The sequence below is a fragment of the Spartinivicinus marinus genome, from assembly GCF_026309355.1.
Lineage (GTDB): Bacteria > Pseudomonadota > Gammaproteobacteria > Pseudomonadales > Zooshikellaceae > Spartinivicinus > Spartinivicinus marinus.
The window spans coordinates 2,386,528-2,407,678 of record NZ_JAPJZK010000001.1; the positions used below are offsets into that span (position 1 = coordinate 2,386,528).

Below are 21,151 nucleotides of genomic sequence, written 5' to 3' on the forward strand. Positions count from 1 at the left end.
ATATATTCACAACGAATGGTATAGCCCTCTTTATAACCTCTAATAAAATACCAGCTAAATTTAGCAAAACCATTGTTACAAGCGAGTAACAAGACTGATAATATAGGAACTACTTTATTGAATCTTTCAAATTTATATCATAGGTCACTATATGCTATCTACTAGCAAAAAAGCCGTCACGCTAGCTTTATCAATATTCATTTCTTCACCTTTATTTGCAACATCTAACATTACACAAAGCTTAATAGATACTACTCAAAATCTGACTACTATCAAAAAAGTAGAAAAAATCAGCGAACTATTACTTGGATCACCTTATGCTGATGGAAAGTTGGGAGAAGGAGCCAACGGAAAATACGACAGAGATCCACTTTACCGTTTTGATCAGTTTGACTGTACTACTTTTGTTGAAACAGTAATAGCTGTTGCTCTTTCAGGCACTTCTGACAGTTTTTTAAACAATATAAACAACATCAGATACAAAGGTGGTTATGTCTCATATACTACTCGCAATCACTTCCCCAGCCTTGACTGGATACCAAATAACCAGGTACTTTTCGAAGATATCACTCGTTCAATAACAGGAGAAATAACTGCTCAAGCAGTAGCAATTATTGATAAAAAAGCTTGGTATGAAGCCAGCAAAATAAATAGAATTCAATCAGTTGATATAGACGAAAACAGTAAACAACAGCTGCTAGAACAGCTAAAAGCTGAAGGAAATCAATTCGAACCTAAACAAGCAAGCTTACCTTATATTCCACTCGACACTATTTTTGTTAAAAAAACTCCTACTCCAGAGGTTTTACAAGAAAGAGCGAATAAAATAAAATCAATTCAAACTGATGAATCATTATCTGATAAAGCGCGTAAAACAAAAATAAAACAATTTAAACTAAATAATAGAATAGCAGATTCAGAAATTAATCAACAATTACTTGATAAAATACCCTCCGGCAGCATTATTAATGTAGTCAGACCTAACTGGAACCTTAAAAGATGGATTGGAACGAATATGAATGTATCCCATCAGGGTTTGGCTATTCGTAAAAATGGCACGTTGTATTTCCGTCATGCCAGCTCCAGCCAGAAAGCTGTTGTAGATATTGAATTCACTCAGTATTTTTCAAAGTTTTTACTAAGCTCTACACTTAAAGGGGTTAATGTTTTAAGGCTAAGACAGTAGTTTTTTTCGAAAATTTTTCGCTTTTTTCTCACCACAGAGCATTGGGTTCTACTTAAAAGCTCTTTGGTGAGCAATCTTTGCTGCTTATCATATTAAAAATACCGCTACTTAGCTAGATCTTCACAGCTTTTCAAACCGTAAAAATACTTCTCAAGCTCTTGCATTTCAGGCTCTGCTAGTTTTTCTTTAACTTTTTTGATACCTTCTGATACTAGGGCTTCTTTGTTTTCATTTAAATCCTGCCAAATTCTTTTTGCAAGCTTAATAGTCTTTTCAGCTTCTTCCTTTGTAACACGTGATTTATAAGCACTAAAAGCACTCTTGCTTTCGTAATCACTTTGTTGTTCACCTAACCAAAACCAAGCATTCCCTGTCACTAATTCTTTTTTTTCGTGCTTATAGCTAAATGCTATAAAGTAAAATGCTTTTTTAGATCCTTTCAAGGCAGATAATTTATGCCAGTAGATTTCTTTATCTATATTTTTTTCATGGTATCCAATCATACTACTAAGCATTTTTGATCCACTAAATGTACTCCCAATAGCAAGAAATCCTGCATAATGCCCATTTTCAGCCATTTTATACCGCAAATAGTAAGAAAAATACTTTTTATTAGATTCAATAAGATTCTTTTCTACAAAATCAATAACTCTGTCAGTTCCTTCTTCGTTACCTAAATGGGCTGCCTTTAAACTCCAGGTACATGCCTCCAATAGTGGAGCTTTAGGAGGCCATTGGTACTTACTGAAAAAAGATAGATTGATTTTATCATGGTACTCATACAGATCAGTTAACCTAAGTAATGCAGGAGGATATTTTTTGGAAGCAAGATGATGAAGAATATCAAGTACTAACTCATGATCTTGTTGTTGCCAAGCTTGCTCTGCTATTTTATACTGTTCATCGAAAGACTGTTTCTTAACCTCAGATAACTTAATAGAAGACTCATTACATCCATTAATAGAAAATATAAAAATAATTAAAAAAATGAGAATTTTTTTCATTCGTTGGGATAAACCTCAATTACTGATCTTGGATCAAATTGAAAAAATACTCCTCGAGCATGTGTTCTAGCATCAATAAAAGAAAACATCCAATGAGCCACAGAGTCGTGAATATAATATAAGAAAAACTTATAAATTTCTGGATCTAATTTTTTGTATCCATGCGTTATAGCATCATACCATCTTTCATGTTGACGTGAGATATCTTTTTTATCTATCCATTTTACAGCAGAAGGTATTTTTTCTGGTTCGAAAGCAGCGACAAATCTCAAATAAAACTCATTAAGCTCACCTTTTAATTTCTCCAAAGAATCTTTATATTCATACTTTTTCTCATACCAGTCAGGAACATCTTTAATTATCAAATCAACATTATCAATAGACAACCTAAAATAACAAAACAATAGAAATTCATGCTCCGCTATCTCATTTTGTATATTATCTTTATTCGTCCTTAAGAGCAATTTCTTAATCTCATCACTATACTTCTCAAAAAGATCCATCATTTCACTATTTCGCTCAAAACACTCCCAAATAGACTTTAAAGAAAAAACAGAAAAATCGTCTTTAATTTTACTTATTTCACGATTTACCTTTATATTTATTTCATTTTTAGATTTATTTGAATTATTTCTAATACTGCTTATTTTATTTGCTATGTTTTTCTCAAAAATAATCTTAGATTCTTGATGCTCTTTGTCTGACATAAGTTTTTTTGTTTTTAGTACTTCTAATGTGTCAAGTGGGACATCTACTTTAATTGCCTCATCATACATATCATTTAGCGGAATTCTGGCTAATTCATTACTTTTACCCTGCTCACCTGGGTAATATCCACCACCGACATCAGCATGTACTCCTGGGTACATTCTTTCTAACCATTTGCCTGACACTGGCTGTGTCCAAGTGTTGTACAATCTTATCGATTGCAAGTCAAATTTTCCTCGTCGTTCATGAGCAGCAATAAAATGTACTACGCGTTCGATTTTTTCATGGATTTCAAAATCAATACCAAACTCTATATTGTCAGGGTCAAGACCAATAGAAGTCACTGAATCAAATATACCAAGAAACTTTTGGGTAAACTTATGCTTAAGTGTTACATAAGTGTTTAAGTCTCGACTGGTAGTGTTAACAATAGGTGACTGTCCAGGAATTTTTAGTCGGACTAGAGTCTCATACTTGTCACTATTAATATCATCTTTATTTACCTCCCAGCTAAAGGCTCTGGCAGCAGATGATCCGCGTGAAAAACCAAAAGCAGAAATGTCTTTCTGTATAGAGTTTACATGTAAATCGAATATTGCCGTTACTTGTTCTTTTATATAGTCAACACGTTCTCTTGTTCCTAGTCCAAAACCTCCTCCAGCTACTTCATCAATTTTACTATTTGGATCACTACCCACTCCCCTGTAATATAATGCATAGCAATGCATTCCTTCATGATATTTATATTTTATACGTTTGTCTGCATCACGAAATTCATCACGTGTTTCACCCACATGAGCACAATACAGTTTCCCTACATTAGTCATTTTTTCTAGAATTTTGTCATAAACTAGGCTATTTCCTGTGCCGTCAAAAAAGCATGAAATCCACAGTGGTTCAGTCAACGGAGGTTTTAGCTCAATGTAATACTTCTTATCATGAATTAAATCAACTTGCTCGGTTAGTTCGTAATACTCTTCTGGTGTTTTTGCAAATTCGTCCAAATAGTTAATTTTATCGGTACCTGTTTTTGGTAGTTCTACTTTTTTATAAACTTTTCCTTCCATTTGTGCCATATCTTGTACAGCGCTAATGGGCATATCCTTTTCTTCATCTGGAACGATAAAACTGGCTTCTTCCTTGTCATCCCACACTGGCCTCAACCAAGCATCTTTTAAAAAGCTATTTTTATCCTTAATCAATATCTTGTAAGGGCCAGCAGCTATATTGTTAATTCTAATTATACTATGCTTACTCAGTGTTCCATTATATTCATTACCTTGCTGATCAATAAAAAGATACTCATGACCAGGGAAGCCTTTAGCACGAGGATCAAAAATATGTACTTCAGCCCAGTGATTACAATTAGGACACTGCGTTTTACTGTTACTATTCATTATTAACTAGAACTCAATATACAACCTTAATTTGATTATGAAAAGTATTTTTCTATTATTTTAAATCGCTCTTCAGCTGTTTCTACTGCAATTAATTGGTTTCTTAACTTCTCTATTCGCTGGAAATTAACGCCATGCTGACCACTCCAAATTATAAATTTCCTCAACTGATCATAGGCAGTAAAACCCAAGTTTTTTGCCTCTTTAAGAATATGGAGCAACATATTTTCTAGCTCTCCATGTGCTAACAAACGTCCCATTTCAACTGGATAACTGTGCCAAAGCTCTTTTTGTAAGTTATCTATAAGTACGTTATCGTTGCCCGTCGCCTCTAGCATTTTTCGGGAAAGTATAAACATTTCATTTTTTTCACTATCAGGGACATTCTCAGCTTGAGTCTTATCAAGAGTTTGGCTATTAAGTATAAATTCTTGCCACTGTTTATTTAGATCTTGTATCCATATCTGATCAATTGAATTAAATAACTGTAATGACTCTGCTGGAGTGAGTGCAGGAATAAGTTTGTACAATACTCGAGGGTCTTGATATCGAAATATTACTGTTGATCCATCTATTATGTATTTCGCCGTAATCAACCATCTGAAGTGTTCAACCAACTTTTCAAAAGGAGCCTCAGAAATAAATAACCATCCCCAATGAGATAAATTATTTAGTAGATAATCTGCTAACGGTGAGTTGATAGATGTTTGCACAAATATTGGACCTGCTTGGTATAACTCATTAAAACGGGTTTGTTGATATAAAACAGCATAAGGATCACTTTCTTTATAAAGAAAGAAGTTTTGATAAAGCTTATCTTCAGTCAAACTATCAATAATGAAATAAAGAGGTGAAGATTGATACTCTGGCTGATTGAGCTGAATGATCAGTTCGTTTTTATTCATTCCTTTTCTCCTGTAGGGCATACATTATCAAGGCACGGCTCACATATGGCACATGCAGGAGCTGCTAATTCTCTTGCTTTTTTCAACGTACCCAGTTGAGATTGAGCTAATCCCGGTATAGAGGTATCCGCCTCAACCGCTACACTTGGCTCCTGTATACTTAGCCCGCTACCACTACCCGATGTACCTTTTTTAATTTTGATTTTCGGTGCTGTAAAATGCACGCCAGAGGGGTTTATTTTAGCCTGGCTGCCGCCGCCTTTTAGGGTCATTTCTACCCCGGCATCAAATACGATTTTGTCGCCAGCTTTGATATGAATTTCGTTGCCTGCTTGGATGCTGTATTTCACCCCGGTGGTACTGTGCAAACTGTCGTTGATGATGGTGTGGATGTCTTTGTTAACATTTAAGTTGTAGTTGCCATCGATTTTTTGGTGGAATTTGCCTTTAAGGTGTTCGTAGCTGCAGTTATCGACATTCAGATGGCGTTCGTTGTTGATGTGTTCTCGCTTGTCGTTTTTGACTTGTATATCCAAGTCTTTTTGAGCGTGAATAAAGACTTCTTCATTGCCTTTTTTATCTTCCAGGCGAATTTCATTAAAGCCATCACCACCCGGGCTGCTGTTGGTTTTGAAGGTGGTACGAGTTTTATGATCGGGAAGTTTATAGGGTGGTTTATCTTTACCGTTGTATAAGCAGCCCATGATTATCGGTTGGTCGGGGTCGCCATTAACAAATTTCACTAATACTTCGGTACCGATTCTTGGGATAAGTAAGTCTCCCCATTTATTACCCGCTAGTGGTTGTCTAACCCGCACCCAACAAGAGCTGTTTTCGTCGTATTTACCGTCTCTATCCCAGTGGAATTGGATTTTTACCCGACCGTATTTATCGCAGTAAATCTCTTCGCCTTTAGGGCCTGTGACAAATGCGGTTTGTGAACCTCGGATTTTCGGTTTTGGGGCGACCGGTTGAGTTTTAAATACATGATCTCTGGGACTGGCATGTAATTTATTGCTATAGCCACTATTACCACTGCCGGTAAACTCTTCTACTGATTGGGGTTGGCTGCCATAGTGCCATACATCATCGACCAGCCATTGAACATCATAACGAGGGTCATCATAATTTTGTAGCTGAAAGAAATGGCCTGCCGTTATATAAGGGCAGTTCGTTTTCCCTTGACCTAATACGCGGGTAGAACGATAAGCCAACAGTGCAGTTTGGGCTTTTTTCTTGCCCGCTTCTGGTGTTCTATAGGGCACATGGTGTTGATAGACTTCCAGGCCTCCTATTTCAGAGCCTTTGCCACTTTTAGAGTCTTCACCACTGGCTTTTTCGGTAATTTCTAGGTCTTGCTTGGGGCGTTCAAAGTTATAATCACGAAATACGACGGTATTTGGCTTGGCCTCTATGGTCACATAAAACAGCCTAATAAAATAATCGGTAATGACCTGGCCACTTTGGTATTTATATTCTATTTCCGGAGTAACTGGCACTGGTTTAAAACTATAGTGGCTGTCACTGATCACCATCATGCACTTGTCTTCTGTATGATCAAAAAAATAGTGCAGGCCATCTTCAGCCATTAGCCGATGAATAAATTCAGAGTCTGATTCCTCGTATTGGGTGCAATAAACCCGAGTGGGTAAGTCGGAAGTGATTTGAAAGGTAAAGTCGTCAGTAGTCAGGCCGGCATTTTCCAGCACTTGCTTAATAATGCCTTCCGCCGTGAGTTGCTGAAAAATTTTCAGATTAATTCGGTAATGTAGTAGTGCAAATTTAGGTACCAGCTCAAACACATACTTACAAAACCTGTCACCTATCGGATCCCCCACTGACATGGCATGAACAATACCGTTTATATAACGCGGTTGCTCAGGCTCACGAATGACCAGCTGGGCGGTTTGCTCTAATATGTCGTCAAACTCCAGATCGAAGTTTTCACAGGCAACCACAATGGTAAAAATAAATGGGCGGGAAATCCCTTCACGACCATCAAACCTGACGACTCGTAACTCGTCTTCTATGCCCTTGATGGTGAAGGTAAAACGGCTGGTGTTACCTATGTCCATGGTCACCTCCTGCCACTACTACCAAGTTACCAATACTAATAACAGGATGGCTAACAAAAACATGACATAATAAAGAGAATAGAAAGGTGAAGGGCGTTAACTGCAACATACAACACTACACTCTGAATAGCTGGCTAATATGATAGGGTGACTAGTTAAAACTACCTCACTAGAAGTGTAGTTAAAAAGATGGTATTTGTTGGGACAAAAGCTCTAGCAACTTAAAATCCCTCCTAGCCCCTGGACGGAAGGACTGTAGCGCGATCCAATCTCAATCTTTGGAGGGTCACATAATGGAATTTCTAACCTTCTCCCCAAAGGGGAGAAGGAATATGGTCCAAAGTCCTTTCACGAAGCCCTCAGAGAGAAATCAATTAATTACTATAAGATGCCTCTAAGCTCACATTATTGTAATTACTAAACGCATTTAGCAGCACATAATAACTACCTGTTTTAGGTGTTTTATAGCTACATACTTCTAACTGAGTGGTTTTGTAGGGCCTGCAATCCCAACTTGACAGTGTTGGCTTAGTGCCTGCTTTTACATGCATATCAACATCACCTGTACCGCCATCTACTTTTATTTTCAGGTTGCTGGCCCCTGTTGGTATATCAATTTTATAATACTTTTGATTACCTTTTTCAGCTGACAACCCGGTTATAGGTACATCATCTTTCAGTTCTTCAACAATCTGTTTATCATAAGAAGCCACCAGACTAATATTGTTATAATTACTGAAAGCATGGAGCATTACATAATAAGTTGTTACCTTTGGTGTTTTATAATTACACTCTTCTAGCTGTGTAACCTTATAAGGTCTGCAGTCCCAGCTTGATAAGGTAGGTCTTGAGCCTGCCTTGACATGCATATCAGCATCACCAGACCCACCACTTATTTTAATTTTCAGATTGCGAGCCCCTGCTGGTACTAGAATTTTATAGTACGCTTGCTTTCCTTTACTTGCAGAAAGCCCCGTTACAGGCACGCCATTTTTTAATGCTTTATCATCTGGATCCGGATCAGGGCCCGGACCATCGGGTACACCAGGGTTAGTTAACTTTGTCCATGCACAGTATTTGGTATTATTTTTCTCTAACCAGAAATAACGGCAATCAGAATCATAGCTGTCCCTACCTGTATGTACCTTAAACCCCGAAAGTTTGACATTATTAAGATGCTGATATCGACCATCCTTCTTTAAACTAAAATGTTGATGAGGCCCAGTTGAGTGACCTCCCTGACATAAGGCTTGTGGTTTGTTATTGGCATAATTAGCGACTTTTTGGTTGCGTGTAACGGTATCATTCGTCCGCACCTTAATATTATCTAAATGATAATAAGTGGTTGACCAGCCTCCTGGGTGAATAATCTCTAAGTTGCAAGATGAATGTACTTTCGCTCTACCTGGCGCAGCAGAAGCTACCCATATATTAGAGGTATTAGAGCCCCAGCTACCACCATTATTTAAGTCAAGTGATGATTGAGGAAAGCTACCACTACCGTTATTCGTATGGGTCCCCCCATAACGCCAGGCTTTATTTACCAGGTAGGGTAATTGCAAAAGATTATCAGGTGGTAAGTTAAATAAATATTGCTTATTTGAAAGCTTTGATGAATCACTTTCTACAGTAGGCTCATTTGGAAACAGTCGGTAATAAATATCATAAAACTCTCCTATACCACTATTGTTATCGATATTTCGACTTTGATGACCTTCAAATAATTGTTCTAAAGATGTTTTGGCAGTTAAATCTGTTTTATCATTTGTCTTATAAAAATATTTTGCTAACTTAACAGCAACATCTTCTACCTGTTCAGAAAACCCATGTTTATCTGACAAACTACCCATTGGCTTATAATATACCGATACATCTAAATACTCATTTGAAACTAAGCCTGTTTGCTGCTCTATTAACGCTATAATAACCTTGGGGCTTATACTGGAATAGCCACTCCAATGAGAGATAACTTCAGCATAATCAATTAAATGTGGCGCATTACTCTCAAGATAACTCTTTATGTCAAAGCTAAACATTTCATCAGTTGTATATATAAGCTGATTTTGCTCGAAGACATAACTGTCTCTAATAACATTATTTTGTTCTGCACTAACAACAGCTTTTGAAGAGCTTAAAACAAAGATAATTGTAGAAATATTTAACAGCCCTTTTTTAAAGGATGATATTTTTATGTTTTGATTTCTCATAGCAACAATCCTTGTCAATAAATAGATGTATATCTTATGGACTATTCTCAAATAGTATAATGATATGCATTATTGGATTTACGGAGACATTTAACGAATACAATAAACAGTCTTGCAGCTAATTCATTTTTAACTAGAGAACCAATTCAAATTTTATAGATATTGATAGATCAATAGGAAAATAAAAAAAATTTCACATGTTTTTTTGCAATAGGGCGTTGTTAGACAAACAATATGGAAAAAAGGAATAAATAAATTGACTTTGAGTAATAACTATAACCCACCAGTTTTATAAACAAAAACTTTTATACCTTGATACTCCATGTCATGGCTGTATGATAAGCCTAGTCTTTCTGCCAGCTCCAACGACTTATTATTTTCTGGTATTATCAAACTAATTAACTCAGAAGCTATTTGATTATTAAATGTCCAGTCTATAACTGCTTGCGCTGCTTCTGTTGCATAGACTTTACCCCATTGCTGCGGACTAAGTGCCCAACCTATTTGTATCCCTTTCCAATCATCAGAATACTGCAAACCAACACGACCAATCAGTTTATTAGTTGATTGTTCAACAACTGCCCAAAGCCCATAATTATACTCAGACCAGTGGCTGATAATGTATTCTATTTGCTCCCAAGCCTGCTCTCTAGTTAGAGGTTTTCCAGCACTTAGAAACTTCATAAAATCAGGACTCTCGCAAATAGTCGCATAAGCATCTAAATCATTCTGGTCAAAACCGCGTAGCATTAATCGCTTGGTTTTAATTACGGGAATAGTCATAATTATTAGCTGTGCATAATTTAATCAAATTAAGTGTGTATAATAACTGGCGTTTCAACATATATGCCCATAAACTAACCTTTCTTTAGTTCAACTGACTCTAACTGACTTATGCGAGAAATTCGAGTTTATTCACCTTTTACCCCACAAGAACAAACAACAATTGAGCTGTCTGAAAGTGCTGCTGCACATATTGGGCGAGTACTACGCATGAAGCCTGACCAAAACCTTACTGTGTTTAATGGAGAAGGCATAAGCTACCAAACAACGATTATTGAAGTCACTAAAAAGCATGTATCAGTTAAATTAGAGTATGACAATACTACCTGTGTTGAATCTACGCTATATACTCACTTAGGTCAGTGTTTATCCCGTGGTGAGCGCATGGACTATGCTATTCAAAAGGCCACCGAAATGGGGGTCTCAGAAATAACTCCGCTTCTTTCTGAACGTTGTGAAGTCAAGCTATCAGGCGACCGTATTAAAAAGCGTATGGCCCACTGGCAACAGGTTATTATAAGCGCTTGTGAGCAGTGCGGTCGTAGTCGTTTGCCTGTTATTAACCCACCTCAAACGCTTGATAATTGGGTTAGGCTAGTACAAGCTGAACAAAAGTTAGTACTACATCACCGCACTCAACAAGCACTTCAAACCATGCATCAACCTGCCTCAGTTGCCGTACTCATTGGCCCTGAGGGTGGACTTTCCAGCAATGAAATACAACTAGCTGAAGCACAGGGCTTTTCTCCATTGGCTTTAGGCCCAAGAGTTCTGAGAACAGAAACCGCTCCTATTGCCGTTTTGACACTATTACAAGCACAATGGGGTGATTTTTAATCAACTCTACTTTTCACTCAATTTGTAAATCTTTACAGCTGGTGTAGTTATATAGCGGTTTGTCACGTAATATCCTGCTTCTTGTAGTGTTTATACGAAGGGCTCCTCACTTGGAATTGATATCTGTAATGCCAATACATTTAAAAAGTAATACATTAACAGCTGCTACCATTGCCTTTGCTTTATCTGTCTCACCAATCATTAAGGCTAGCGAATGCTTCAACCCATCCCCACACCACCAAAAAAGCAAAGATACTTTTCAGCCAATTGAGAGCAAAAAATTAACTTACTCTGAGAATAAAACACTTAAATCCATTTTTAAACATATGGATGGCCGTTGGACAGGTACTGCAACAGGCTTCTTTTGCATGGGAACAGATAAGACTCCAAGAGAAAAGCCTGATAGTTATATAATCCAAGAAATGGAAGTAGACACCAACTCATCTGGTGACTTAGTTTTAAGTGCCCAGTTATTGTCAGAAACAAAAGAAACATCTCGTCAAGAGAATATGAGATTATTTATCAGTAGTGGTATACTGCGCGTTGGTCAAAATAGTAAGTCAGGTGATACCAGTTTAGATAGCGCGGCAAAAAATAAAATTGTATTTACTCAAAAATATAGAATACCAACTCGTCAAGGTGGCAAAATCAAAGGAAGTATAGCCCAAGAAATCATAAGAACTATTCATGCTTCAAGATCCTCAATGACAATCGAGTATAATGTGTATACTCAAGGTGTATTAAGCTCTAAAAGTGTTTGGAAGTTAAGAAAAAAGTAAATTGATAATTTTGGTAGTAAATTATGGCTGTCCCTATGATTATTATAAGAAGAATGACTGAAAACGATCTAACAGAAGTTAAAACACTATCTGTTGAAGAAAACCAGATCAAGTATGTGGGTACTACAGAAGAAATTCTGCAACAGTCATCTGATACAAATCATTTTTATGTCATTCAAAAAAATAACAGTATTATTGGTTTCTTTATTATTGATACAACCTATAACAAAAAATACTCTTTTGCCCAAGAAGCCGAGCTTGGTTTACGTGCTTTTTTAATTGATAAGAATTTACAAGGAAAAGGGTTAGGTAAACAAGCAGTAATGGCACTTATTCCCTACCTTAAATCAGCCTATAAAGAGTGGAAATCTATTGTTTTAACTGTTAACTGCAAAAATTCTGGTGCTTATAGGTGTTATCTATCAGGAGGCTTTATTGATATTGGTGATCGATATCTAGAAGGACCAGCCGGGCCACAATATATTATGAGATCATCTCTTAAATAAACCTTAATCAATTTAGTTCTAGGCTTTTATAGCTACCATGGATGGTAAAGCGCATTTTATGCGTAGTTCATATATAGCTAAAGCGAAGGGTAAAATAGCTAATTATTGGCCTTTTTTTAGAACAACAATTCCACCTTTATTGCTTCAGCTATGACCTTCTCGCACAACTGAAACAACTTATTAAAAACCATGTTTTTTCATAATCTTCATTAGTTCTCCATTTTTGGTGATCGCTTCAAGGCCCTTATTAAAATCAGTAATTTTTCGCTCATATTCTTTTACCTTTTTTGAAATAATTAAGTGCTGATTAACAGTTTCTATAGGGGGATTTAGCCACTCAATTTTATCAAAACTTTCAGGAAATTGGTTCTTGAGTATATATCGCCCAACACCTTTATCAATTAAAACCAAGTCAATTCGATTTAATATTAATTTACCAATATTGGCTCTTTCTTTTACAACAGGATACGTTTTCAAATTTGCTTTATCAAATCTAGGTGCATTTGAATAACCAACAATGACCCCTATTTTATAAGGCTTTAAATCTTCAAGGTGCTTGAAGCGAATATCATCAGCCTTACGCTTATAAAAACCAATTTCATTTGCAGGTAACGGGTTAGAAAATACAAAAAATTCCTCTCTTTCCTTTCTATACCAAGCACTATAAATTCCATCAAATTTTCCTTCCTTGGCCATTTCCAAACGCCTTGCCCAAGAAACAACCAATTCAATTTTTATCTTATAATTTACTTGCTTAAATGCTTTAGTTACAATTTCAGTTATAACACCACCATTTAAGAGATTCTTACCATAATAAGGCGGGTATTCGCCATAAGCTAAACTTATTTCTTTTGACTGAGCAGATAAGCAGCTTAATGCACAAATAACTGTAACAACGAAATACAGGCTTTTCATTTTTATGCTCATTTATACTAACAATAATTAATTATATAATCATAAGACCCATATATTGATCAACACTTATACATCTTGATGAATAACTTTGAAACCACTCTTGAACTATTAGCATAACAAAGTTATAGCTGCAATTTATCCTTCTCGAGTGATTTTTAAGCTTGGCTATGACTACCACATAAAGGCTCTAAATACTCTTTATATCATATAGTCTCGTTATTCAATTCCCGCACCTAAAAAGCACTCTTATTGGGTAAGTACTATTCAATTAAACTGTCCTACAATTGAGCTCATCACAGCCACTAACTTATCTGTGCCTAACGGCGGCTTGATAAATGCGTGATAATCTCCCATGGGGTTTATTACTATCAAGTTGCCACTATGATCTACCAGATAATTCTCTTCTTTGGGATTAACAACTGGCGAAAATGGTATATTTAGTTGATTTGCAAAGTTATAAATAGACTTTAAATCACCGGTAACACCTAAGAAATCTTTATCAAAGTAAGGAACATAGTTAGATAGCTGCTCTATTGAATCACGACCTGGGTCCACACTAACAAAAACATAGTTTATTTGTTCAGCTATATCAGAGTATTCTTCTGATAGCTTTAATTTTAACTGCTTCAATTCTGTCAAAGTTGTTGGACATATGTCTGGACATGAAGTATACCCAAAGAACATAACTGTCCACTTTCCTTTTAACTCTTTATTCGTAAATGCTTTATTATCATGAGAAGTAAGATTTATTTCCGATAATGTTCGAGGCGTTTTTAATATATAAGTACCTTTGAGTTGCAATTGCTCTGGTGACAATAGAGGCATACTAGTTACTTTATTAACCAATAGAGCAATGCATAAAATAATAAAAACTATGCAACCAACTACTGTCAACTTTATATTTTTACTCATTAATCTTATCCCCTAATGTGTAGTTAAATTGATAGGTACATAATGATCAACTAACAATGCTACAAATAATAGCATCAAGTAAGTAATTGAAAATTTGAATGTTTTAATCGCAGCATGAGGTACACTGTCCTTATATAACACTACTGTCCAATAAATAAATCTCATTCCTAGCACAAGCGCACTCACCAGATACAGCAAACCACTCATTCCGGTAAGAAATGGTAATACTGTAATTAATAATAAGATGATTGTGTAAAGAAAAATATGTAATTTGGTATAAGACTCTCCATGGGTAACAGGTAACATAGGGATGTTAACAGCTGCATATTCTTTTTTCCTATGGATTGCTAGCGCCCAAAAGTGAGGGGGAGTCCAAGCAAAGATTATCAATACCAGTAATAAGCTATTAGGCTCTAGTTGATTTGTAACGGATGTCCAACCAAGTAAGGGTGGCGCAGCCCCAGCTAAACCACCAATTACAATATTCTGTGGAGTGGCACGTTTTAAAAACATAGTATATACAACTGCATAACCAATGAGTGAAGCAAGTGTCAACCAAGCAGTTAATGGATTGACTAACCAAACTAATAAACAAATACCAGAAAGTCCTAATAATGATGCAAATATAATGGCCTGGTTGTTATCAATTTTGCCCTGAGGGATTGGCCGCTTATTTGTTCTAGACATTACCTGATCAATACGCTGATCCACCAAATGATTAATTACAGCAGCAGAAGCGGCGCAAGCAGCAATACCTAAACTGCCAAAAACTAATGCATTAAATGGCACCCACCCTGGTGTGGCAAGACACATGCCAATAATGGCTGTTAACATTAATAGCGCAACTACTTTAGGTTTACATAATTCCAAATAGTCGCGCCAATTTGCCTGGGTAGCTGTTATTGTTTTACTCATTCTCTTCTCCTTCTTCGCTACCGATTAAAATTATTTTATACTGGTACTAACTTATTAACTTTATGCAACTGGTAATTTAAACCAACTAATGATACCAGCAATAAAGCTCCACATGCATTATGAGCTACAGCCACAGGCAATGGAATATACCAAACTATATTACTAACCCCCAATGACAACTGAACAATAAGAATCGATAAAATAGCAATAGCCCAATTATTGATAAATTTTTGATTTACTTTTTCTAAATTTCCTAATTTCATGCGAAGCAAACTAAAGCATATATAACAAAGAAAAACAGCAGTTATTACTGCTCCTATACGATGCATCATATGGATAGCTGTGCGTGCACTGCTATCCATTACTCCCCCTAGATAGTTAGGGCCTATTTGTTGAAAAATATTAAACCCTTGACTAAAATCCATTTCTGGCCAATAGCTATTATGACACGTAGGAAAATCCATACAGGCAATAGCAGCATAATTTGAGCTGGTCCAGCCACCCAGCATAATCTGACAAACAACAATAGCAAGGCCTATACTAGCTAATACCTTGTACTTAAATAAGTTATTACTATATGGCGGAGTTTGATCTTGTTGGTTTATAATTTCACTAGAGTTTCGCAGCCTAAGCAAGAGTAAAAATAATAAACTAAGCGTGGTAAAACCACCAATTAAATGAGCAAGTACAACCTGTGGCCACAGCTTAAGTGTTACTGTCCACATACCAAAAACTGCCTGTATAACAACCAATGTCAACAAAAATAACGGTAGCTTGATTGGATAATCATAATCTTTTTTATGCTGGCGAAAGGCAACAATTACTATTACCAATATAAATAAGCCCAAAGTACCAGCAAGATAACGATGGATCATTTCTGGCCAGCCTTTCGCTGATTCCACAGGGCTTTCAGGAAAACGTAAATTGGCTTCCGCTACATCTGCACTACTCTCTGGCACTGTTAAAAACCCATAGCAACCTGGCCAATCAGGGCAACCAAGGCCAGCATCAACCAGCCGGGTGTATGCACCTAAAATAACAACTAAGGCAGCTAAAGCTGTAGAAAAAAGTACTAACCAATACCCAGACTTTGTTCTCATAACTATCCTTACTAACCAATTCTTGATATTTTCAGTAAATGTTTAATATCTGTTAATATTGCTTTACCTGAATGGTTGTCAGTGTAGTACATCATAATATTACCTAATGGATCTGCTAATAAAATTGTGCTTTTAACTGTTGGTAACTTGTCACTCAGATGCTGAGTTATTTCAACTTGAGAAATATTTGCTAATTTAAGCTTTGGGTGTTCTTCTAAGATGCTTTCAGCGAACTGATCGCTTTTTGTTGATAGGTATAAACGTTCTAATCTATTGGCTTCTTTACCCAACGCAATATGTACTTGTCTCGTAATATAAAGTTGTTGTTGACATAGCTCATTACAGTCATTGACTGTTAAAATGATAAGCTTCCAAGTCTGTTCAGCAGCCCCTTTTATTCTATTATTTTTATTACTTTTTAAAATATCCAGCTTTAAGTCTTGCATTGTTACTGGAGGAGAGATTAGTTTACCATTATTGGTTTTTCCTATATTTGAAAAAAACCCCGAATAATAACTAGCGTAGGCAGTTACTATACCAATAATAGGAAGCCCAAGAATAACTGTTAAAAATAATTTCGCTTTTGCTTGTTTATTCAACTGTATAACTCCTTTGCTTCATTAATATTCTTAAGTATAAATCGCATAAATAAAACAAAAATAATAAACGCTATTGAAAACCACTGTATTGCATACCCCCAATGTTTTTCCGGGGTAATATTAATAGGCTTATAATGAGGAATAAATGCCCCAGCTTGCGGTATATGCAACCTTAACAAATAAAAATCTTTCAAATTAAAAATACTTTTTAGTTGTTTTTTATCTAAAGCTTGGATTATTTTAGGCCAGTCGGTAGATAGTGACTCTTTTGCCAACAAAAAAGGTTTCGGCAGTTGATTAAAAAGTAAGCCAGTTAACTCCAACTGTTGAGTAGTTTCTGGTATTTCTGGTATTTTATCTCGATTAATTATCGGGCCCAACCACCCTCTGTCAACCAGTATAAGCTGATTAGCTTTTGTTACAAATGCCGATATAACATTAAAGCCAGGCTTTCCATTGACTATCTGATTATCAAGCAAAAGATGCTTGTTTTTTATATACTGTCCTGTTAGCTTCACATGCTGATAATTGATATCTTTTTCTTGCTTATTAGCAGCCTCTTTAACTATTTTCTCAAAGTCTACTGGGTCCCCATCACTTTTCTTTATGAAGGAATTTTGCAGGCTCTCTTTTTCATAAGCTCTAGACACTTGCCAAATACCTAACACCACTGTAAGGCTAATCACACTAAACATCAATAGTGTAATTTTGTAGTGTTTAGTTATATTTTTAGCTAACAACTTCATTTATAGCTATCTCATTAATTCAATAAATATATATTTTATTGCTAGTTTGAAATCTTTTTTTAGTGTACCCTTTATTTTAAACGCCATGCTTTAAACTCATAAATTTATACTATAATTTCATATTAAAATTACAGGTTACTAATGTGTGGATTAAAGTCTCTATTCTTATTTTGTTGCTAGCTGTTATTTCTAGCTTATTCGCTGGGTTTTACTTTCTTATTCATGATGAAAGTAAAACTGGTCGTTTAGTGAAATCATTAACTTTAAGAGTATCTCTTACTGTTATGATTATTTTTCTACTTATTTATGGCTACTATACAGGTGAAATTGCTCCTTCATCACCTTGGTTACATGCTTTTGGGTGAGGGCTTCATGAAACCCTCACTCCTAGTTTTTCGAATGAGGAAACTAGAATTCATTCTCTCTAATCATGACTAAAACACATACACAAAAATAAATAACCCAATCCATACTACATCTACAAAGTGCCAATACCAGCTGGATGCTTCAAATGCGAAGTGTTTTTCACCACTAAAATGTCCTTTATAAACACGAATCAGCATAACTGTTAACATAATGGCACCCAGCGTTACATGTGCCCCATGAAATCCAGTTAAAATGAAAAATGTTGAACCATAAATTCCCGCATTTAAGGTTAAACCTAATTCATTATATGCATGAATATATTCTTCTACTTGAAAGAATAAAAACGTATAACCTAGTACTAGTGTTGCAATCAACCAGCCTTTGACTTTAGCTCGGTCATTTTCTCTTAACTTATGATGAGCAAAAGTCAAAGTTATACTTGAAGTAACCAACAGAATGGTATTGAGTAAAGGAATATCCCAAGCTTCTATAATACCTTTTGGACCACGAAACAGCTCATTATCTGGATTACTCATTAATGGCCAAGCACTTTCAAATTCTGGCCACAGGAGCTTATGAGTCATATCTGTATGGCCCTCTCCTCCCAACCAAGGTACAGAAAGTGTGCGAACATAAAACAATGTGCCAAAGAAAGCAGCGAAAAACATCACTTCTGAAAAAATAAACCAACACATCCCCCAACGAAAAGTTCGATCCATTTGGGGGCTATACAACCCGGCTCGGCTTTCTGTAATAACATTACTAAACCATCCATATAGCATATAAGCCATGATTAATGCGCCAGCAAATAAAATCCAATGAGCAGAAGAGTCTTGTACTTTCTGAGCAGTGTCATTCAATAAGCTGGCAGCGCCATATACAGTTAAAAAAAGCCCAATAGAAGCAATTATCGGCCATTTACTTTGCGCCGGTACATAATAGGAGCTTTCAGTTGCCATTTATACTAATCTCCATCTAATTGTTTTTTTATATGTTGCTTTTATGCCTTTTCTACCAGGCATTAACTATCCATATTCGTAGCAACTTTTTTTGTCGAATTGTCTGTCACATCAAATAAAGTATATGACAGTGTTAGTTTTTTTATATGTTTGGGGATTTCCTGATCAATCACAAAACGCATAGGCATAACTACTTCTTCACCCGCTTGCAATGTTTGTTGTTCAAAGCAAAAACACTCTGTTTTTTGTAAAAAAATCGTCCCTTCAGTTGGGCTAATACTTGGTACAGCCTGGCTACTTCTAGTCGTATTTGTAGGGTTTTTAGCAAAAAATTCTACGCTTTTTAGCTGACCAGGATGAACTTTAACTTGTGACACTATAGGCTTGAATTCCCACTGAGCACCTTCACCCAAATTAGTGATAAATTGCACAGTAATTTGCCGTGATTTATCAACAACTGTTGATGTACTTTGATATTGATAGGCTTCACTATTGGTTTTACCATTCAATCCAGTTACTTCACAAAATACATCGTACAAAGGAACCATAGCAAAACCAAAACCAAACATACCTACAACAATCAAGCTTAGTTTGATAGCGGTTTTTTGAATTGCCCGTTGTGCCACTTTCATTTTAACAATCTACTTTATATCAGGTGGTGTTGAAAATGTGTGGTAGGGTGGTGGTGATGGTAAAGTCCATTCCAGTCCTTCAGCTCCATCCCAAACTTGAGCAGATGCTTTTTTACCATTTATAATGGTTTTAATAACAATAAATAAAAACAAGAGCTGGGTTGCACCAAATAAGAAAGCACCAACACTGGAAATCATATTAAAGTTAGCAAATTGTAAAGCATAATCAGGAATCCTTCTTGGCATACCAGCCAAGCCAACAAAGTGCATTGGGAAGAAAGCTAAATTCATACCAATGAAAGATAACCAAAAATGGGTTTTACCTAATAGTTCATCATACATATGCCCAGTCCATTTGGGCAGCCAGTAATAAATACCAGCATAAATACCAAAAATTGCGCCAGGTACTAATACATAATGAAAATGCGCGACTACAAAGTAAGTATCATGATATTGAAAATCAGAAGGTGCAATTGCCAACATCAAACCAGAAAAGCCACCAATGGTAAACAAAATGACAAAAGCAATAGCAAATAGCATAGGCGTTTCAAATGTTAGTGCCCCACGATACATGGTAGTTACCCAGTTAAATACTTTCACCCCTGTTGGTACCGCAATTAACATAGTGGCATACATAAAAAACAATTCACCTGTTAATGGCATCCCGACAGTAAACATATGGTGAGCCCAAACAATGAACGACAGAAAGGCTATCGAAGCTGTGGCATAAACCATTGAGGTATAGCCAAATAAAGGTTTTCGAGAGAATGTTGGGATGATTGCAGAAACAGCTCCAAACGCTGGTAAAATCATAATATATACTTCAGGGTGACCAAAAAACCAAAAAACATGTTGAAATAATACTGGGTCACCACCACCACCTGCATTAAAGAAACTGGTACCAAAGTGTATATCCATTAACATCATGGTTACTACACCTGCTAACACAGGCATTACTGCAATCAGTAAAAATGCAGTGATTAGCCAAGTCCATACAAATAATGGCATCTTCATCATGGTCATGCCTGGAGCACGTAAATTAAGAATGGTTGCGATTATATTAATCGCCCCCATAATGGAAGAAATGCCCATCATATGTACTGATAGAATAAAGAAGGTAACTGAAGGTGGTGCATAGGTAGTTGAAAGAGGCGCATAAAATGTCCAACCGAAATTAGGTGCACCTCCCTCCATAAATAGTGAGCTTATTAAGATAAAAAAAGCAAAGGGTAAAATCCAAAAGCTCCAGTTATTCATCCTTGGCATGGCCATATCTGGCGCTCCAATCATCATCGGTACCATCCAGTTTGCTAGCCCGACAAATGCAGGCATAACCGCACCAAATACCATGATTAAACCATGCAAGGTAGTCATCTGATTAAAAAACTCAGGATCAACTATTTGCAATCCTGGTTGAAATAACTCTGAGCGAATAACCATTGCCATTAAACCACCAGTAAGGAACATGGCAAAACTAAACCACAAGTACATTGTTCCAATGTCTTTATGATTTGTGGTTAACACCCAACGCATAAACCCTTTAGCAGGACCATGATGGTGGTCATCAGCTGTGTGGGTATGATCATCAATTACAGCACTCATTAGCTGACTCCTATCCTT

20 protein-coding genes are annotated in these 21,151 nt (G+C 36.2%); 5 read left to right on the forward strand and 15 right to left on the reverse strand.

Annotated elements, in window-relative coordinates:
• Positions 1–151: 151 nt before the first annotated feature.
• Entirely contained in the window at positions 152–1,186 is a 1,035-nt protein-coding gene (locus OQE68_RS10720; protein WP_180566552.1) for an N-acetylmuramoyl-L-alanine amidase-like domain-containing protein, read from the forward strand.
• A 104-nt stretch (positions 1,187–1,290) separates the two neighbouring features.
• Here OQE68_RS10720 and OQE68_RS10725 read toward each other — a convergent pair whose 3' ends face one another.
• The 6 genes from OQE68_RS10725 to OQE68_RS10750 form a co-directional block, all read right to left on the reverse strand.
• Complete coding sequence (locus OQE68_RS10725) at positions 1,291–2,190, reverse strand: hypothetical protein (protein ID WP_180566553.1); 900 nt, start codon at positions 2,188–2,190, stop codon at positions 1,291–1,293.
• A complete protein-coding gene (locus tag OQE68_RS10730) occupies positions 2,187–4,295 on the reverse strand; it encodes a T6SS phospholipase effector Tle1-like catalytic domain-containing protein (protein ID WP_180566554.1) in 2,109 nt (702 codons plus the stop codon). The genes OQE68_RS10725 and OQE68_RS10730 overlap by 4 nt, the downstream gene beginning before the upstream one ends.
• A gap of 35 nt (positions 4,296–4,330) precedes the next feature.
• Positions 4,331–5,200 (reverse strand): DUF4123 domain-containing protein, encoded by an 870-nt coding sequence (locus OQE68_RS10735; RefSeq protein WP_180566555.1) that lies wholly within the window; start codon positions 5,198–5,200, stop codon positions 4,331–4,333.
• Positions 5,197–7,275, reverse strand: coding sequence for a type VI secretion system Vgr family protein (locus OQE68_RS10740; RefSeq protein WP_180566556.1), 2,079 nt, complete (start codon positions 7,273–7,275; stop codon positions 5,197–5,199). Before OQE68_RS10740 ends, OQE68_RS10735 begins: the two co-directional genes overlap by 4 nt.
• Before the next feature lie 374 nt (positions 7,276–7,649).
• Positions 7,650–9,482: a LasA N-terminal domain-containing protein gene (locus OQE68_RS10745; RefSeq protein ID WP_180566557.1), complete on the reverse strand. Its 1,833-nt coding sequence runs from the start codon at positions 9,480–9,482 to the stop codon at positions 7,650–7,652.
• A gap of 273 nt (positions 9,483–9,755) precedes the next feature.
• The gene (locus tag OQE68_RS10750; protein ID WP_180566558.1) at positions 9,756–10,265 is read right to left on the reverse strand and encodes a GNAT family N-acetyltransferase; all 510 of its coding nucleotides are present in this window, start codon (positions 10,263–10,265) and stop codon (positions 9,756–9,758) included.
• Between the two features lie 111 nt (positions 10,266–10,376).
• On the opposite strand from OQE68_RS10750, the gene OQE68_RS10755 reads away from it, so the two are divergent.
• The 3 genes from OQE68_RS10755 to OQE68_RS10765 all read left to right on the forward strand — a co-directional run bounded on the left by OQE68_RS10755 (position 10,377) and on the right by OQE68_RS10765 (position 12,387).
• Positions 10,377–11,102: a 16S rRNA (uracil(1498)-N(3))-methyltransferase gene (locus tag OQE68_RS10755; protein WP_180566559.1), complete on the forward strand. Its 726-nt coding sequence runs from the start codon at positions 10,377–10,379 to the stop codon at positions 11,100–11,102.
• Between the two features lie 110 nt (positions 11,103–11,212).
• Complete coding sequence (locus OQE68_RS10760; RefSeq protein ID WP_180566560.1) at positions 11,213–11,881, forward strand: hypothetical protein; 669 nt, start codon at positions 11,213–11,215, stop codon at positions 11,879–11,881.
• A gap of 23 nt (positions 11,882–11,904) precedes the next feature.
• Positions 11,905–12,387, forward strand: coding sequence for a GNAT family N-acetyltransferase (locus tag OQE68_RS10765; protein WP_255490735.1), 483 nt, complete (start codon positions 11,905–11,907; stop codon positions 12,385–12,387).
• A gap of 180 nt (positions 12,388–12,567) precedes the next feature.
• Here the strand turns inward: OQE68_RS10765 and OQE68_RS10770 are convergent, their stop codons facing one another.
• The 6 genes from OQE68_RS10770 to OQE68_RS10795 all read right to left on the reverse strand — a co-directional run bounded on the left by OQE68_RS10770 (position 12,568) and on the right by OQE68_RS10795 (position 17,574).
• The gene (locus tag OQE68_RS10770; RefSeq protein WP_180566561.1) at positions 12,568–13,302 is read right to left on the reverse strand and encodes a substrate-binding periplasmic protein; all 735 of its coding nucleotides are present in this window, start codon (positions 13,300–13,302) and stop codon (positions 12,568–12,570) included.
• A gap of 264 nt (positions 13,303–13,566) precedes the next feature.
• A complete protein-coding gene (locus OQE68_RS10775) occupies positions 13,567–14,214 on the reverse strand; it encodes an SCO family protein (RefSeq protein ID WP_180566562.1) in 648 nt (215 codons plus the stop codon).
• Between the two features lie 12 nt (positions 14,215–14,226).
• Positions 14,227–15,129: a heme o synthase gene (gene cyoE, locus OQE68_RS10780; protein ID WP_180566563.1), complete on the reverse strand. Its 903-nt coding sequence runs from the start codon at positions 15,127–15,129 to the stop codon at positions 14,227–14,229.
• Between the two features lie 35 nt (positions 15,130–15,164).
• A complete protein-coding gene (locus tag OQE68_RS10785; RefSeq protein ID WP_180566564.1) occupies positions 15,165–16,229 on the reverse strand; it encodes a COX15/CtaA family protein in 1,065 nt (354 codons plus the stop codon).
• Between the two features lie 11 nt (positions 16,230–16,240).
• Entirely contained in the window at positions 16,241–16,828 is a 588-nt protein-coding gene (locus tag OQE68_RS10790) for a redox-active disulfide-containing membrane protein (protein ID WP_180566565.1), read from the reverse strand.
• Entirely contained in the window at positions 16,825–17,574 is a 750-nt protein-coding gene (locus OQE68_RS10795; RefSeq protein WP_180566566.1) for an SURF1 family protein, read from the reverse strand. The genes OQE68_RS10790 and OQE68_RS10795 overlap by 4 nt, the downstream gene beginning before the upstream one ends.
• A 143-nt stretch (positions 17,575–17,717) precedes the next feature.
• Between OQE68_RS10795 and OQE68_RS10800 the strand changes: the two genes are divergently transcribed.
• Complete coding sequence (locus tag OQE68_RS10800; protein ID WP_180566567.1) at positions 17,718–17,939, forward strand: DUF2909 domain-containing protein; 222 nt, start codon at positions 17,718–17,720, stop codon at positions 17,937–17,939.
• 69 nt (positions 17,940–18,008) lie between these two features.
• On the opposite strand, the gene OQE68_RS10805 is transcribed toward OQE68_RS10800, so the two are convergent.
• The 3 genes from OQE68_RS10805 to ctaD form a co-directional block, all read right to left on the reverse strand.
• On the reverse strand, positions 18,009–18,899 hold the full coding sequence (locus OQE68_RS10805) for a cytochrome c oxidase subunit 3 (protein ID WP_180566568.1): 891 nt from the start codon (positions 18,897–18,899) through the stop codon (positions 18,009–18,011).
• A gap of 62 nt (positions 18,900–18,961) precedes the next feature.
• Positions 18,962–19,531, reverse strand: a complete 570-nt coding sequence (locus OQE68_RS10810) for a cytochrome c oxidase assembly protein (protein ID WP_180566569.1) — start codon at positions 19,529–19,531, stop codon at positions 18,962–18,964.
• 9 nt (positions 19,532–19,540) lie between these two features.
• The gene (gene ctaD, locus OQE68_RS10815) at positions 19,541–21,133 is read right to left on the reverse strand and encodes a cytochrome c oxidase subunit I (protein ID WP_180566570.1); all 1,593 of its coding nucleotides are present in this window, start codon (positions 21,131–21,133) and stop codon (positions 19,541–19,543) included.
• Positions 21,134–21,151 lie beyond the last annotated feature (18 nt).

Coding starts and splice junctions, on each gene's coding strand:
- OQE68_RS10775 (WP_180566562.1), bottom strand. CDS start 14,214: ATGAGTAAAAATATAAAGTTGACAGTAGTTGGTTGCATAGTTTTTATT.
- OQE68_RS10805 (WP_180566568.1), bottom strand. CDS start 18,899: ATGGCAACTGAAAGCTCCTATTATGTACCGGCGCAAAGTAAATGGCCG.
- OQE68_RS10750 (WP_180566558.1), bottom strand. CDS start 10,265: ATGACTATTCCCGTAATTAAAACCAAGCGATTAATGCTACGCGGTTTT.
- ctaD (WP_180566570.1), bottom strand. CDS start 21,133: ATGAGTGCTGTAATTGATGATCATACCCACACAGCTGATGACCACCAT.
- OQE68_RS10755 (WP_180566559.1), top strand. CDS start 10,377: ATGCGAGAAATTCGAGTTTATTCACCTTTTACCCCACAAGAACAAACA.
- OQE68_RS10795 (WP_180566566.1), bottom strand. CDS start 17,574: ATGAAGTTGTTAGCTAAAAATATAACTAAACACTACAAAATTACACTA.
- OQE68_RS10765 (WP_255490735.1), top strand. CDS start 11,905: ATGGCTGTCCCTATGATTATTATAAGAAGAATGACTGAAAACGATCTA.
- OQE68_RS10770 (WP_180566561.1), bottom strand. CDS start 13,302: ATGAAAAGCCTGTATTTCGTTGTTACAGTTATTTGTGCATTAAGCTGC.
- OQE68_RS10745 (WP_180566557.1), bottom strand. CDS start 9,482: ATGAGAAATCAAAACATAAAAATATCATCCTTTAAAAAAGGGCTGTTA.
- OQE68_RS10810 (WP_180566569.1), bottom strand. CDS start 19,531: ATGAAAGTGGCACAACGGGCAATTCAAAAAACCGCTATCAAACTAAGC.
- OQE68_RS10785 (WP_180566564.1), bottom strand. CDS start 16,229: ATGAGAACAAAGTCTGGGTATTGGTTAGTACTTTTTTCTACAGCTTTA.
- OQE68_RS10740 (WP_180566556.1), bottom strand. CDS start 7,275: ATGGACATAGGTAACACCAGCCGTTTTACCTTCACCATCAAGGGCATA.
- cyoE (WP_180566563.1), bottom strand. CDS start 15,129: ATGAGTAAAACAATAACAGCTACCCAGGCAAATTGGCGCGACTATTTG.
- OQE68_RS10725 (WP_180566553.1), bottom strand. CDS start 2,190: ATGAAAAAAATTCTCATTTTTTTAATTATTTTTATATTTTCTATTAAT.
- OQE68_RS10720 (WP_180566552.1), top strand. CDS start 152: ATGCTATCTACTAGCAAAAAAGCCGTCACGCTAGCTTTATCAATATTC.
- OQE68_RS10735 (WP_180566555.1), bottom strand. CDS start 5,200: ATGAATAAAAACGAACTGATCATTCAGCTCAATCAGCCAGAGTATCAA.
- OQE68_RS10730 (WP_180566554.1), bottom strand. CDS start 4,295: ATGAATAGTAACAGTAAAACGCAGTGTCCTAATTGTAATCACTGGGCT.